Annotated in this window: 10 protein-coding genes; 3 read left to right on the forward strand and 7 right to left on the reverse strand. The window is 70.7% G+C overall.

The genetic code is table 11. The features are described 5' to 3' along the window. Nucleotides 1-181: 181 nt before the first annotated feature. On the forward strand, nucleotides 182-970 hold the full coding sequence (locus tag KBX06_RS02125; protein WP_307854392.1) for a M23 family metallopeptidase: 789 nt from the start codon (nucleotides 182-184) through the stop codon (nucleotides 968-970). Nucleotides 971-1023: 53 nt separating this feature from the next. On the opposite strand, the gene pcrA is transcribed toward KBX06_RS02125, so the two are convergent. Then, a complete protein-coding gene (gene pcrA, locus KBX06_RS02130) occupies nucleotides 1024-3429 on the reverse strand; it encodes a DNA helicase PcrA (RefSeq protein WP_210832452.1) in 2406 nt (801 codons plus the stop codon). 264 nt (nucleotides 3430-3693) lie between these two features. Between pcrA and KBX06_RS02135 the strand changes: the two genes are divergently transcribed. Next, nucleotides 3694-5544, forward strand: a complete 1851-nt coding sequence (locus KBX06_RS02135; RefSeq protein ID WP_210832453.1) for a bifunctional UDP-sugar hydrolase/5'-nucleotidase — start codon at nucleotides 3694-3696, stop codon at nucleotides 5542-5544. A 268-nt stretch (nucleotides 5545-5812) separates the two neighbouring features. Continuing rightward, nucleotides 5813-6205, forward strand: a complete 393-nt coding sequence (locus KBX06_RS02140) for a chorismate mutase (protein WP_210832454.1) — start codon at nucleotides 5813-5815, stop codon at nucleotides 6203-6205. A 297-nt stretch (nucleotides 6206-6502) separates the two neighbouring features. Here the strand turns inward: KBX06_RS02140 and KBX06_RS02145 are convergent, their stop codons facing one another. The 6 genes from KBX06_RS02145 to KBX06_RS02170 form a co-directional block, all read right to left on the reverse strand. After that, a complete protein-coding gene (locus KBX06_RS02145; RefSeq protein ID WP_210832455.1) occupies nucleotides 6503-7516 on the reverse strand; it encodes an ABC transporter ATP-binding protein in 1014 nt (337 codons plus the stop codon). Continuing rightward, nucleotides 7509-8531 carry an ABC transporter ATP-binding protein gene (locus tag KBX06_RS02150; RefSeq protein WP_210832936.1) on the reverse strand — a complete coding sequence of 341 codons (1023 nt, stop codon included), beginning with the start codon at nucleotides 8529-8531 and terminating at the stop codon, nucleotides 7509-7511. The genes KBX06_RS02145 and KBX06_RS02150 overlap by 8 nt, the downstream gene beginning before the upstream one ends. A gap of 26 nt (nucleotides 8532-8557) precedes the next feature. Next, the gene (locus KBX06_RS02155; RefSeq protein ID WP_210832456.1) at nucleotides 8558-9535 is read right to left on the reverse strand and encodes an ABC transporter permease; all 978 of its coding nucleotides are present in this window, start codon (nucleotides 9533-9535) and stop codon (nucleotides 8558-8560) included. A gap of 72 nt (nucleotides 9536-9607) precedes the next feature. Beyond that, on the reverse strand, nucleotides 9608-10534 hold the full coding sequence (locus KBX06_RS02160) for an ABC transporter permease (RefSeq protein ID WP_210832457.1): 927 nt from the start codon (nucleotides 10532-10534) through the stop codon (nucleotides 9608-9610). A gap of 147 nt (nucleotides 10535-10681) precedes the next feature. Continuing rightward, nucleotides 10682-12325 carry an ABC transporter substrate-binding protein gene (locus tag KBX06_RS02165; protein WP_210832458.1) on the reverse strand — a complete coding sequence of 548 codons (1644 nt, stop codon included), beginning with the start codon at nucleotides 12323-12325 and terminating at the stop codon, nucleotides 10682-10684. A gap of 703 nt (nucleotides 12326-13028) precedes the next feature. Further along, nucleotides 13029-14189 (reverse strand): Cys-Gln thioester bond-forming surface protein, encoded by a 1161-nt coding sequence (locus KBX06_RS02170; protein ID WP_210832459.1) that lies wholly within the window; start codon nucleotides 14187-14189, stop codon nucleotides 13029-13031. Nucleotides 14190-14291 lie beyond the last annotated feature (102 nt).

The following is a 14291-nucleotide window of genomic DNA, read 5'->3' on the forward strand; positions in this document are numbered from 1 at the left end:
AAATGTGACCGGCGTCACCCTTAGGCATGATCACTTTTGCGTGCGAACCCGCCGAACGAGGACGCAACGGGCGGGGACGGCCGTCCGCGACTCGCCGTAGCTCCGTATCCCTACCCGTCACGGGGCGTGGCGACACCAGTATTTCGAGGTCAAGTGCCCCTCGATCAGGTGAAGGTCCGCCGTGCAGGAAGACATTCGGAACGAGAACACCCCCGACGCCCCCGTCCGGCACCGGCGGCCGGTCGGCAGCCGCACCCGCATGATCATCGCTGCGGCGGCCCTGGCCGGCCTCGGCCTCGGCGGAGCCGCCTTCGCGACCACCGGGAACGACGAGCCCGCCGCGCCGGCCGCTGCCGTGCAGCCGCAGGCCCGCGCGGAGGCCGCCGACCGCGCCGAACGCGCCGACCGCGCCGACCGCTCCGCCCGCGAGACGACCGCTCCGGCCACCCCCTCGGCGAGCCCGACGCCCAGCCCCACCAAGGCCAGCCCGTCGGCGAAGCCCAGCCCGAAGCCGACCGTCGCCAGTCCGAAGGTGACCAGCAAGCCGAAGGCGACCAGCAAGCCCAAGCCCAGTTGGGTGATCCCGATGAGGGGCGCGGCGATCACCTCCTGCTACGGCCCGCGCTGGGGCACCCAGCACGCCGGCATCGACTTCGCGCTGCCCGCCGGCACCCCGGTCCGCGCCGCCTTCGGCGGCACGGTCACCAAGGCCGGCGACGTCGGCGACGGGTACGGCATCTCCGTCTTCGTCGACCACGGCAACGGCTACCTGACCCACTATGCCCACCTGAGCACCGCCAAGGTGGGCGTAGGTGAGAAGGTCAGCGCCGGACAGACCATCGGTCTGGAGGGGTCCACCGGCGACTCCACCGGCCCGCACCTGCACTTCGAGGTGCACCAGGGCCAGATGTGGAACCAGATCGACCCCGCGCCGTTCCTGCGCGCCCGGGGCATCGACGTGGCCTGCTGACCCTTAACCACCGGAAACGGCCCGGTCCGGCGCGCTGCCGGGCCGGGCCGGTCTCAGAGCTTGTCGATCGGGGCGTGCCGGAGCACCAGCCACATCGTCTGGTCGCCGAAGTCGATCTGCGCCCGGGCGCCCGGGCCGTGCCCCTCTACGGCGAGCACCCGGCCCAGGCCGTAGCGCTGGTGGTTGACCCGGTCGCCGACGGCGACCTTGGGCCCCTGCGGCAGCTCGCTCGCCGTGGTCAGGCGGCTGGCGTCGACCCCCAGTCGCTTCGCCAGCTGCGCCGCCTTCGGCGTGCCGCCGTTGAAGCCCGCACGCCCGCCGGGCATCCGGTCCGCGCGGCCACCCACGCCGCCGCCCCCGCCGGCCCACGAGGTGTACGACCCCTCGGTGCGCTCCCAGCGCACCAGCTCCGGCGGCAGCTCCTCCAGGAAGCGCGACGGCGGGTTGTAGGCCGGCTGCCCCCACGCCGAGCGGGTGACCGCCCGGGAGAGGTAGAGACGCTGACGGGCCCGGGTGATGCCGACATACGCCAGCCGGCGCTCCTCCTCCAGCTCCCGGCTGTCGCCCAGCGAGCGCAGGTGCGGGAAGACGCCGTCCTCCAGGCCGGTCAGGAAGACGACCGGGAACTCCAGCCCCTTGGCGGTGTGCAGCGTCATGAGCGTGACCACGCCCTGGTGGTCCGGGTCGTCCGTCGGCAACTGGTCGGCGTCGGCGACCAGCGCGACCTGCTCCAGGAAGCCGGCCAGGGTCGCCCGCTCCCCCTCCTCGCCGAGGGCCTCGATCCGCTCGGTGTACTCCCGGGCGACACTGACCAGTTCCTGGAGGTTGTCGACCCGTCCCGCGTCCTGCGGGTCGAGGCTCTCCTCCAGCTCGTTGAGATAGCCGGAGCGGGTCAGCAGCGCCTCCAGCACCTCCTCCGGGGTGCCCGTCTCGGCCAGCTCGCGGGCGCCGTCGAGCAGGGCGACGAAGTCGGCGATGCCGTTGGCCGCCCGGGTGGAGATGCCCGGGGCGTCCTTGGCCCGCCGCAGCGCCGCCCCGAAGGAGATCCGGTCCCGGCTCGACAGCGCCTCCACGCACGCCTCGGCCCGGTCACCGATGCCCCGGCGCGGCGTGTTGAGGACCCGGCGCAGGCTGACCGTGTCGTCGTCGTTGACCACCGCGCGCAGGTAGGCCAGCGCGTCGCGGACCTCCTTGCGCTCGTAGAAGCGCACCCCGCCGACCACCTTGTAGGGCAGGCCGACCCGGATGAACACCTCCTCGAAGACCCGGGACTGGGCGTTGGTGCGGTAGAAGACGGCCACGTCGCCGGGGCGGGTCTCGTCGGCGTCGACCAACCGGTCGATCTCGCGCGCCGCCCAGTCGGCCTCGGCGTGCTCGGTGTCGGCCACATAGCCGACGATCGGCTCGCCGGCGCCCGCCTCGCTCCACAGCCGCTTCGGCTTGCGCGAGGTGTTCCGGTCGATCACCGCGTTGGCCGCGTTGAGGATCGTCTGGGTGGAGCGGTAGTTCTGCTCCAGCAGGATCGTGCGGGCGTCGCCGAAGTCGCGCTCGAACTCCAGGATGTTGCGGATCGTGGCGCCCCGGAACGCGTAGATCGACTGGTCGGCGTCACCGACCACGCAGAGCTCCGCCGGCTCGATCCCCTCCGTGCCGGAGACCAGCTCCTTGATCAGCACGTACTGCGCGTGGTTGGTGTCCTGGTATTCGTCCACCAGGACGTGCCGGAACCGCCGGCGGTAGCTCTCCGCGACGTGCGGGTGGGACTGGAGCAGGTGCACCGTCGTCATGATCAGGTCGTCGAAGTCCAGCGCGTGCGCCTCGCGCAGCCGCCGCTGGTAGAGCGTGTAGGCCTCGGCCAGCGCCCGCTCGTTGGGGCCCTTGGCGCGGCCCGCGAACTCCTCCGGGTCGACCAGCTCGTTCTTCAGGTTGGAGACCTGGGCGGCCAGCCCGCGCGCCGGGTAGCGCTTCGGGTCGAGGTCCAGCTCCCTGGCGACCATCTGCATCAGCCGGCGGGAGTCGTCCGCGTCGTAGATCGAGAAGGTCGACTTCAGCCCGGCGTGCGCGTGCTCGGCGCGCAGGATGCGCACGCACGCGGAGTGGAACGTCGACACCCACATCAGGCGGGCGCGGGGACCCACCAGGTGGGCGACCCGCTCCTTCATCTCGCCGGCGGCCTTGTTCGTGAAGGTGATCGCGATGATCTCGCCGGGATGCACGTCCCGGGCGGCCAGCAGGTAGGCGATCCGGTGGGTGAGCACCCGGGTCTTGCCCGAGCCCGCACCGGCCACGATCAGCAGCGGCGAGCCGGCATGGGTGACGGCGTCGCGCTGCGGGCCGTTCAGGCCCTCGACCAGGGCCTGCGGATCGAGTTGAACACCCGCCGACCTGGGCCGGTGCGGCGAGGTCGGGGCAGGCGTCGGCGCGGGCGGGGACGCGGGGATGTCGAAGAGAGGATGCATCGCACGGCGAGTCTATGCCGCCGGGCGGACACTCCCCCGCCGCGTGTACCCCGGCTCGCCCGAGGTGTCCGCCGGGCCGGCCGATCCGCCCCGGCCCGCGTCGTGCACCCGGTGCCCGCCCCGGCGGGCCGGGGACGGTTCGTCCCCTGCCCGACCGGTCGAGACGAAGATGTCACCCTGTCGTGTCTGGTGCCCCCGTCCCCCGTGCACAACGATGACGGTGAAAATCCGGCTCCTCCCCCGTACACGACTGGGAGAACGACCATGACTCAGCCGCGTTCGCGCGGTCGGGCGACGCTGCGCCACCTCGCCGCGCCCACCCTCGCGTTGGCCGTCGTCGCCACGCTGTCCCCCGCCACCCGGCCCGCCCCGGCCCCCGCCGACGACCGGGGGGCCGGCCTCACCCCCGTCTCGATCTCCTACGCCGCCCCGACCGGCGGCGAGGTCAAGGGCAACTTCCTGAGCTACAACGACTTCCACGGCGCCATCGACCCGCCCGGCGGAAGCGGCGCGGCGGTCAACGGCACTCCCGCCGGAGGCGTGGAGTACCTCGCCACCTGGCTGCGCAAGCTGCGCGCCGAGGCCCGCGCCGAGGGGCGGCCCACCACCACCGTCGGGGCCGGCGACCTGATCGGCGCCACCCCCCTCGTCAGCGCCGCCTTTCACGACGAGCCGACCATCGAGTTGATGGACGAGATCGGCCTGGACGTCAGCTCCGTCGGCAACCACGAGTTCGACGAGGGCGTCGACGAGCTGATCCGGATCAACAAGGGCGGCTGCCACCCGGTCGACGGCTGCCAGGACGGGGACGGTTTCGCCGGCGCGAAGTTCACCTACCTGGCCGCCAACACCGTCAACCGGAAGACCGGCCTGCCGATCCTGCCCCCGGTGGACGTGCGGTTCGTCGGCGGCGTGCCGGTCGGCTTCGTCGGCGTGACCCTGGAGGGCACCGCGGGCATCGTCAACCCGGCCGGCATCGCCTCCGTGCGCTTCACCGACGAGGTGGCGACCGCCAACAAGTGGGGCGGCCTGCTCAAGCTCTTCGGCGTCAAGGCGATGGTGCTGCTGGTGCACGAGGGCGGCGCCCAGTCGCCGCCGCCGGCCACCCCCGGCGTCTCGGACTGCGCCAACTTCTCGGGGCCGATCGTGGACATCGTGCGCGGCCTGCGGCCGGAGTTCGGGCTGGTCGTCTCCGGGCACACCCACCGCTTCTACTCCTGCTCGCTGCCGAACTCCTCGGGCGCCCGCAGCGTGGTCACCAGCGCCGGCAACAACGGCCAGCTGATCACCGACGTGGACTACTCGCTGGACCGGCGCACCGGCCGCTTCACCGGGATCACCGCCCGCAACGTCGTCGTCGAGAACGGCGTCCGCAACCCGGACGGCACCTGGCAGCAGAGCGCCCCGGGCACGTACGTGCGCAACCCCGACCTGGTGGACCCGGGCGCCAAGGCCCTCGCCGACAAGTACCGGGCGGCCGTCGCGCCCATCGCCAACCGGGTGGTGGGCCGGATCTCGGCCGACATCGTCCGCGACGCCCGCCCCAGCGGGGAGAGCCCGCTGGGTGACGTCATCGCCGACGCCCAGCTCGCGTACACCCGGTCGAACGGGGCGCAGATCGCGCTGATGAACCCGGGCGGTATCCGGGCGTCCCTGCCGTACGCGGCCTCGGCCGGGGGCGAGGCGCCGGGCGAGGTCACCTACGGCGAGGCGTTCACCGTCCAGCCGTTCAACAACCTGGTGGTCACCCAGACCCTCACCGGCGCGCAACTGCGCAACGTGCTGGAGCAGCAGTTCGTGGGCTTCAACGGGCAGACCACCCAGCGCGTCCTCCAGGTCTCGGCCGGGCTGACCTACTCCTACGACAGCACCGCGCCGGCCGGCTCGCGGGTCAGCGCCCTGGCGTTCGACGGCGCGCCGGTCGACCCGGCCGCCAGCTACCGGGTCACCACGAACGACTTCCTGGCCAACGGCGGGGACGGCTTCACCGAGTTGCGGGCCGGCACGGCGCGGACCACCGCCCCGGGCTTCGACGTCGACGCACTGATCGCCTACCTGGGCGCGGGCGCCCCGGTCGCTCCCGGACCGGCCGACCGCATCACCCGGCTGGGCTGAGTCGCGGGCGGTCCCGGCGTCACGACGGCACCGGGACCGCCCGTCCGGGCACGGGTTGCGCCGAATCCTTGCGCCGGCCGGCCGGGGGTCGGCATACTCGACGACGTGTTCGGTCAGCGCTTCTACTTTTACTACGGCACCGGGAGTCCGGCAGCCGTAGGTCGCGCCTGATCAACCAGACCTACGAGAAAGCCCCGGGCTCCTGGAGTCCGGGGCTTTCTCCGTCCCGGGATCCGGGCACCGGGCACCTGACAGCGAGGGGTACCCGATGATGACAGACGTGGTGGAGTCCAACGGCAGCCTGACGCGACCCGAGGCGGGCGGGTCCGACCCCGGCGCCCCCGGCACCCCCGTCGACGCCCCGGGAGGTGCCGACGGCGCCAGGCCGGAGGCGCGCACGGGCACCCAGGAGCCGACCGCGGCCGCCCGGATCGTCGAGATCCGGGAGCGGATCGACGAGATCGACCGGGCGCTGGTCGAGCTGTGGCAGGAGCGGGCCCGGCTCTCCCAGGAGGTCGGGGTCACCCGGATGGCCTCCGGCGGCACCCGGCTGGTGCTGTCCCGGGAACGGGAGATCCTGGAGCGCTTCCGGGGCGCCCTCGGCGCCGACGGGACGCAGCTCGCGCTGCTGCTGCTCCGCGCCGGCCGCGGCCCCCTGTGACGCGTACGCCGGCAGCACCCCGGCCACGGACGCCGGCAGTACCCCCGGCTGGCGTACCCGGCAGCACCGCCCCCGGCGGACGGACGCCGGCAGCACCCCGGGCCGAAGGCCGGCAGCGGCCCGCGCGCCCGGATCGGGCCGGATGGCCTGGTCCGCCGTCGTCCCCCGGCCGGGTGGGCCGCCGCGCCCCGGCGGGGGTGGGCCGCCGCGCCCCGGCGGGGGTGGGCCGCCGCGCCCCGGAAACGACGGAACCGCCTGCCGTCGTCGCGATGACGTCAGCAGGCGGTTCCGTGGGGGTCACGCCTCGTGCGTGTGCACGATCTCGCGCCTCTCCGCGAAGTGGCAGGCACTCGGGTGGTCCGAGCCCGGGCGGATCTCCAGCAGCGGGACCTGCTCGGCGCAGACGTCCTGCGCCTTCCAGCACCGGGTCCGGAACCGGCAGCCCGACGGCGGGCTCACCGGCGACGGCACGTCACCGGAGAGACGGATGATCGCCTTGTTCTCCCGGACGGTCGGGTCCGGCACCGGCACCGCCGAGAGCAGCGCCTGGGTGTACGGGTGGGTCGGCCGCTCGTAGATCTCGTCCTCGGTGCCGATCTCCGCGATCTTGCCGAGGTACATGACCGCGACCCGGTCCGACAGGTGCCGGACCACGGACAGGTCGTGCGCGATGAACACGTACGACAGGCCGAACTCGACCTGGAGCTTCTCCAACAGGTTCATCACCTGCGCCTGGATCGACACGTCCAGGGCGCTGACCGGCTCGTCGCAGACGATGATCTCGGGCCGCAGGGCGAGCGCCCGGGCGATGCCGATGCGCTGGCGCTGGCCGCCGGAGAACTGGTGCGGGTACCGGTGGATGTGCTCCGGGTTGAGGCCCACCAGGTCGAGCAGTTCCTTGACCTTGTCCCGGCGGCTGGCCTTCGGCGCCACCTCCGGGTGGATCTCGAACGGCTCGCCGATCAGGTCGCCGACCGTCATCCGCGGGTTCAGCGAGGTGTACGGGTCCTGCATCACCAACTGGATCTGCCGGCGCAGCCGGCGCAGCGCCGGGCCGGAGAGCTTGGAGATGTCCTGGCCCTTGTAGTGCACGCTGCCGCCGGTCGGCTTCTCCAGGTTCATCAGGACCCGGGCCAGCGTCGACTTGCCGCAGCCCGACTCGCCGACCACGCCCAGGGTCTCGCCGGCCCTGAGCTCGAAGGAGACCCCGTCGACCGCCTTGACGTGACCGATGGTCTTCTTGAACACCACGCCCCGGGTCACGGGATAGTGCTTGACCAGGTCACGGACCTCGAGAATGTTCTCAGTCACGGTTCACCAACTCCTCGGCGAAGTGGCAGGCGCTGGCCCGGCCGGAGCCGACCTGCAGCAGCGGCGGGACCTTCTCCCGGCAGACCGGCTGCGCCATGGGGCAGCGCGGGTTGAAGGGGCAGCCCGGCGGGATGTTCATCAGGTTCGGCGGGAGACCCTTGATCGTCCGGAGCTGCTGGCCCTTCTCGTCGAGCCGCGGGATCGAGTTGATCAGGCCCATCGTGTACGGGTGCGCCGGCTTGGCGTACAGGTCGTAGACGTTGGCTTCCTCGACGATCCGACCCGCGTACATGACGGCGATCCGGTCCGCGACGTCGGCGACCACGCCGAGGTCGTGGGTGATCAGGATCAGGCCCATCTGCCGCTCCCGCTGGAGCTCGGCGAGCAGGTCCATGATCTGCGCCTGCACCGTCACGTCGAGCGCGGTGGTCGGCTCGTCCGCGATCAGCACCTCCGGGTCCAGGGCGAGCGACATCGCGATCATCGCGCGCTGCCGCATACCGCCCGAGAACTGGTGCGGGTAGCTGCTGTACCGGCCCTTGGCGTTCGGGATCTTGACCTGGTCGAGCATCTCGATCGCGCGCTTCTTGGCGTCGGAGCGGCTCATCCCGCGCCGCACCCGGAACTGCTCGGCGATCTGGAACCCGACGGTGAAGACCGGGTTCAGCGCCGAGAGCGCGTCCTGGAAGATCATCGCGATGCCCTCGCCGCGGATGCGGCGCCGCTCCTCGAAGGGCATGGCGAGCATGTCCTTGCCGTGGAAGCGGACCTGACCGCCGGTGACGAAACCGGGCGGCGTGTCGAGGATGCCCATGATGGTCTGCGCGGTGACGCTCTTACCGGAGCCGGACTCGCCGAGCACGGCGAGGGTCTCCCCCGCGTCGACGTGGTACGTGACCCCGTTGATGACCTTGGCGACGCCGTCCCGGGTGCGGAACTCCACCCGGAGATCGTCGACCTCGAGCAACCTGCCCGAGGGGCGGCCGGACGCACCGGCCGCGGACTGCTCGGACACCAGAATGTCGGACAACTGAATCTCCCCTAGCGGAGTTTCGGATCGAGGGCCTCGCGGACCGCCTCACCGAGCATCACGAAGCTCAGTACGGCGGCGACGAGGAACGCGGCGGGGAAGAAGAGCAGGTACGGCGCGACGCGGAGGAAGTTCTGCGCCTCGTTGATCATGATGCCCCAGGAGACCACCGGGCTCTTCAGGCCGACGCCCAGGAAGGACAGCGTCGCCTCGGCGCCGATGTAGGAGCCGACCAGGATCGTCCCGTAGACCAGCAGCGGCGCGAGGCAGTTCGGCAGCAGGTGCTTGAGGATGATCCGACCGGTGCTGGCCCCCAGCGCGCGGGCGGCGACGATGTAGTCCGCCTCCTTGGTGGCCAGCACCGAGGAGCGCATCAGCCGCATCACGACCGGCCAGCCGAGCACGACCAGCGACATGCTCACCAGAGCCATGATCTCCGCCTTGCTGTTGCTCGTGCCCGACCCGTTGAAGGTGGTCAGGATGACGATGGCACCCAGCACGAACGGCAGGCCGAAGAAGATGTCGGCGATACGGGAGAGCAGCGCGTCGACCCAGCCGCCCCGGTAGCCCGCGACGATTCCCATCGCGCCGCCGAAGAGCAGCACGCCGACCACGGAGAGCAGCGAGACCACGATCGACGCGCGGGCACCGTAGATCACCCGGGCGAAGACGTCGCGGCCCTGGAAGTCGTAGCCGAACCAGGCCTCCGACGACGGTCCGACGAGGCTGTTCTGCAGGTCGCCGTTCTCGGGGTCGCCGGAGGTGAACAGCGACGGGAACACGGTCATCAGCAGGAAGATGAGGATGAACGTCGCGGAGATCCAGAACAGCGGCTTGCGGCGCAGGTCGCGCCACGCGTCGCCGAGCAGGCCGCGCGGCTTCTCCTTGCGGGCGTTCTCCGGCTGACCCGCGTTGGTCGGCGCGCCGATCTCGTCGGGGGCCTGCGCGGGCGGCGTGCCGACGATCGAGGCGGCACTCGGCTCACTCATGCCCGCACCTCGCTCCGCTCGGCGCGGGCACTGGTGCCCGCGGACGCTGCAATGATCATTCGTTCGCTGCGCTCACTCATAGCGGATCCTCGGGTCCAGGGCGGCGTAGAGCAGGTCGACCAGCAGGTTCATCAGCAGGTAGACGAGCACCAGGACCACCACGATGGAGACAACGGTAGCGCTCTCCTTGGTGACGATCGCGCGGAAGACCTGTCGGCCGATCCCGTTGACCTGGAAGATGCCCTCGGTGACGATGGCGCCGCCCATCAGGGCGCCGAGGTCGGTGCCGAGCAGGGTGACCACCGGGATGAGCGAGTTGCGCAGCAGGTGCACCCCGACCACCCGGCGCATCGGCAGGCCCTTGGCGATGGCTGTGCGGACGTAGTCGGCGCGGCGGTTCTCCGCGATGCTCGTCCGGGCCAACCGGGCGATGTACGCCATCGAGGCGCTGCCCAGCACGAAGCCGGGGACGATCAGCTCGGAGAGCCGCATCTCGCTGGAGACCGTCGGCTTGACGATGCCCCACTGCACGCCGAGCAGCCACTGGGCCACGAAGCCGATGACGAAGATCGGCAGCGCGATCAGGAATAGGGTGGAGACCAGGACCAGGTTGTCCAGGAAGCCGTTGCGGCGCAGGCCCGTCAGCACGCCGGCGGTGAGGCCGATGACCGCCTCGATGGTGAGCGCCACCAGGGCCAGCTTCAGCGTGTTCGGGTAGGACGTGGCGATGATGTCGCTGATCTCCCGGCCGCCGTAGTTCTGCCCGAAGTCGCCCTGGAGCAGGTTCTGCATGTAGTTGCCGTACTGCACGATCAGCGGCTCGTCGAGCTTGAACTTCTCCGTCATCATGTTGACGAAGCTGTCGGGACAGGGACGCTCGCCGCACTTGCCCGCGAACGGGTCACCGGGCACCGACCACACGAGCCAGTAGATCAGGAACGTCGTCCCGATGAAGACCGGGACGAGTTGGAGCAGCCGTCTCAACAGATAACGGCCCATGGGGTGGTCCTCCAGACAGGGGGCGCGCGTCGGACGGCCGACACGGGGATGACAGACGTGGCGAGGGAGTGTGGTGACACCCCTCACGGAACGGCCCGGGTCGGGCTCACCGGTAGGTGAGCCCGACCCGGGGTCAGACCGTTCGGATCAGAGCTCGATCGAGGTGAGGTCAAGCTCGCCGACGTTGGAGAGCTGGATCTTCTTGATCTTCTCCGAGTGGCCGGACTGCTGGCCACCGAAGTAGACCGGGATCGAGGGGACGTCCTGGTCGATGAGGGCGACCGCCTCGGCGTACTTGGCGTGCGCGGCCTCCAGGCTCGGCGCGGCGGCGGCTTCCTTGGCCAGCGCGTCGACCTGCGGGTTGCTGTACTTGCCGTCGTTCGAGGAACCGCCGGTCACGTAGAGCGGGCCGACCCAGTTCTCCACGTCCGGGTAGTCCTGCTGCCAGCCGGCGCGGTACATGCCGGTCATCTTGCCGGCGTTGATGTTCTGGCGGAACACCGCGAAGGTCGGCACGCCCTCGGCGCGAGCGTTGATGCCGAGGTTCGTCTTGACCTGCTGCGCGACGGCCTCCATCCACTCCTTGTGGCTGGCGTCGGCGTTGTAGTACATGACCAGCTCGCCGGTGAAGCCGCCGGACTCGGCGTAGAGCTTCTTGGCCTCTTCGACGTTGTACTGGCAGGAGGTGCAGTTGCCCGCCTTGGCGCCCGGGGTCAGCGGGTTGGCCCAGCTGTCGGCCGGCTTGCGGTTACCGAAGAAGATCTTGTCGCTGATCTCCTGGCGGTTGATCGACATCGAGATCGCCTTGCGGAGCTTGGCGTTCTGGAAGCGCTTGTCGTAGATCGGGAAGGCGATGATGCCGGTCGACGGCGTGACCGAGGGGATGGCCCGGGGGCCCAGGTCGGACTTCCACTTGTCGCCCGCGAGCGCGGAGATCGGAACCTGCTGCTGGAAGTCCAGGTTGCCGGCGAGCAGGTCGTTGTAGGCCGCCGTGTCGTCCTGGTACATCTTGACGGTGACGTCCTTGATCTTCATCTTGTCGTTCAAGGAGTACTCGTCGAAGCGCGTCAGCTTGATCTGGACGTCGTCTTCCCACGACACGAACTTGATCGGGCCGTTACCGATCGGCTTCTTGCCGAACGCCTCCGCGCCCTGGCTGAAGAACGCGTCCGGCAGCGGCATGAAGGTGCTGTAGCCGAGCTTGGTCGGGAAGACGGCGGTCGGCGCCTCGAGGGTGACCTCGAAGGTGAAGTCGTCGACGACCTTCAGGCCGGACATCTCCTTGGCCTTCGGCTCCGGGGCCTTCTTCGGGCCCTCGGCGCCGTCCGGGTCCTCGGTGTGGACGTCGGCGAAGCCCTGGATGTCGGAGAAGAAGCTGCCGTTCTGCGCGCCGTTGGGCGAGTAGGCGCCCCAGTTCCAGGCGTCAACGAAGTTCTTGGCCTTGACGACGGTGCCGTCGTGGAACTTCGTGTCCTTCTTGATCTTGATCGTGTAGACCTTGGAGTCGGTCGTCTCGATCGACTCCGCGACCGCGTTGCGCGGGGCGCTGCCGTCGTTCGGGTACTCGACCAGACCGGTCCAGATCCAGTCGATGATCGCCCCACCGCCGGTCTCGGTGGTGTTCGCCGGGACCAGGCCGACCTCCGGCTGAGTGCCGTCGATGGTGATCGCGCCGTCGGCGCTCGCGCCGGCGTCCCCGCCGTCGCTGTCGCTGCTCGAGCAACCGGACGCGACGAGCGCGAATGCCGCGCCCAGCGCGACCGCGCTGCCTGCCCGCTTCGAGACTCTCATTCCGAGGGGCCTCCTCTTTCTAAACCTGGATCCGTCGTGGGTTTCACGCACGTAAGGGGTGACACGTCCGGCGACCCGCGGGGCGGGAGCCGGTTTCACCGCAGTGAATTCGGGACAACATTGATGTACCGATCCGCCGGGCCACCTCGCCCGCCGCGCTCGGCACGCGCACACCAGACACCACGGAGCACCGTCGACAGGCGGGGCCCGTGGTCATCAGGCCGTACGGAGTGCCTCACACGAGGGGTGAGGTGCTGCCACTGTGACACCCACCGGCCCGTTCCGTGAAGGTGCCGTTATCAAGCCGTTAGTTGGTCGCCACGTTGCCGATACTTGAAAAAAGATCATGATGCACCCCGGTCATACCGCTCTGAGCAGGAAAGACACGGTTCGACAGGGGTGCGGCCCCGGGCGTGGGCCCAGCGGCTGTGACCTTTCCCGCGTCCGCTCCGGCGCTCCCGGACGTCCTCCGGGCGATGGCCGTTTCTGCCCATCCGGACGATGCCGGCTTCGGCTGTGCGGCCGCCATCGCCACCTGGGCGGACGAGGGCGGTCGATGTCGTACACCTGCTCGTCGCCCGGCGGGACTCCGGCGGTCGGACGAGAGCCCACGCCCCGAGGTGCCGTCGGAGGCGGTGAAGCGGCGACGGCCCCGGCGCCGCGCGGGGCGGTGCCGGGGCCGGAGCCGTGGAGCGGGTGTCGATCAGGCCGTGAAGCGCAGCTTGCGACGGCGGAACAGCAGCACGGCGACCGCGCCGGCGGCCAGCAGCGCCACGCCGGCGGCGATCGAGGCGGCGATCGGGGAGCCGGTCAGCGGCAGGTCACCGCCGCTGCTCGCGGGCGAGGTCGACGGGGCCGGGCTGTCGGCCGGGGCGCTGGGCGACGGCGACTCCGCCGGGGTGCTCGGCGACGGCGACTCCGCCGGTGCGCTGGGCGACGGCGACTCGGTCGGGGCGGCGGCGAAAACGGCCTCGGCCTTGGCGGTCACGGTCGCGCCGGTGCTGCCACCGAGGATCAGCTTCTGCGCGGCGCGCTCGCCGGTGAAGAGGAACACCCGGCCGAAGGAGACCGAGTCCTGGGCGGAAACGGTCACCTTCACCTCGCCGGCGCCGTCGGCGACCAGCCAGAACTGCCCGTCGTTGGTGGTCGTGGTGACCGGCTTGCCCTCGGCGTCGACCGCCGATCCGCCGTCGACCGCGACGGTGATCTCACCCGCCGGGCCCTTGACGGTGAAGGGGCCGGCCTTCTCGCCGACGGTGGCCTTGGCGCTCGCCGGGTCGACGCTCAGCTCGGCCTTCGGCTCGGGCTGGTCGGTGGCGTTGGCGACCAGGTAGTCGTGGATCTTCTTGATCACGTCGTACTGCTTCTTGGCGAGCAGCTTCGGGTTCTCGACCCAGTCACCCAGCTTGACGCCGTCGCTGAAGTTCCAGATGGCGGTCTGGGTGCCGAAGTAGAGCAGCTTGTCGGCCTCGGCCTTCGCCGGCACGGTGGCGCCGGCGGCGGCCAGCAACTTGGCGGAATCGGCGTTCGGGTAGCCGTGGGTGAGCACCCACTGCACCTTGCCGAGGTTCTTCACCTGGGACTCGTCCCAGGTGCCCTCCTTGTACTTGCCGTCGATCGCCACGTTGGTGTGGTAGTCGATGCAGAAGGCGGGGACGAGCTTGCCGTCGATCTTGAGCGCCAACGCACTGGTGCTCTTCGGCTTCCCGTTGAGCAGGAGCGTGACGTTGCTGCCCTTGACCGACTTGGCCACGCCGGTCTTGTCGGCGGCGGCGGCCGGCGCGACCGCGCCGAGCGCCAGCGCGCCACCGGCGACGGTAGCCAGGGCGATCCGCGCCCAGCGCCGTCCTCGTTGTCCGAACATCAGATTGGTGCACCTCTCCCCAGGGGTGACCCGCGCACGGCGGGTTGCGTGAAGCCGCCGTTCCCGCGGGATGCGCACCACCCGCACGCGAGAACGCGACGG

This window comes from Micromonospora sp. C31 (assembly GCF_018070575.1).
GTDB lineage: Bacteria > Actinomycetota > Actinomycetes > Mycobacteriales > Micromonosporaceae > Micromonospora.

Excerpts from the sequence above, each read along its gene's own strand:
- KBX06_RS02140 (WP_210832454.1), top strand. The coding sequence starts at position 5,813 with ATGATGACAGACGTGGTGGAGTCCAACGGCAGCCTGACGCGACCCGAG.
- KBX06_RS02155 (WP_210832456.1), bottom strand. The coding sequence starts at position 9,535 with ATGAGTGAGCCGAGTGCCGCCTCGATCGTCGGCACGCCGCCCGCGCAG.
- KBX06_RS02160 (WP_210832457.1), bottom strand. The coding sequence starts at position 10,534 with ATGGGCCGTTATCTGTTGAGACGGCTGCTCCAACTCGTCCCGGTCTTC.
- pcrA (WP_210832452.1), bottom strand. The coding sequence starts at position 3,429 with ATGCATCCTCTCTTCGACATCCCCGCGTCCCCGCCCGCGCCGACGCCT.
- KBX06_RS02135 (WP_210832453.1), top strand. The coding sequence starts at position 3,694 with ATGACTCAGCCGCGTTCGCGCGGTCGGGCGACGCTGCGCCACCTCGCC.
- KBX06_RS02165 (WP_210832458.1), bottom strand. The coding sequence starts at position 12,325 with ATGAGAGTCTCGAAGCGGGCAGGCAGCGCGGTCGCGCTGGGCGCGGCA.
- KBX06_RS02170 (WP_210832459.1), bottom strand. The coding sequence starts at position 14,189 with ATGTTCGGACAACGAGGACGGCGCTGGGCGCGGATCGCCCTGGCTACC.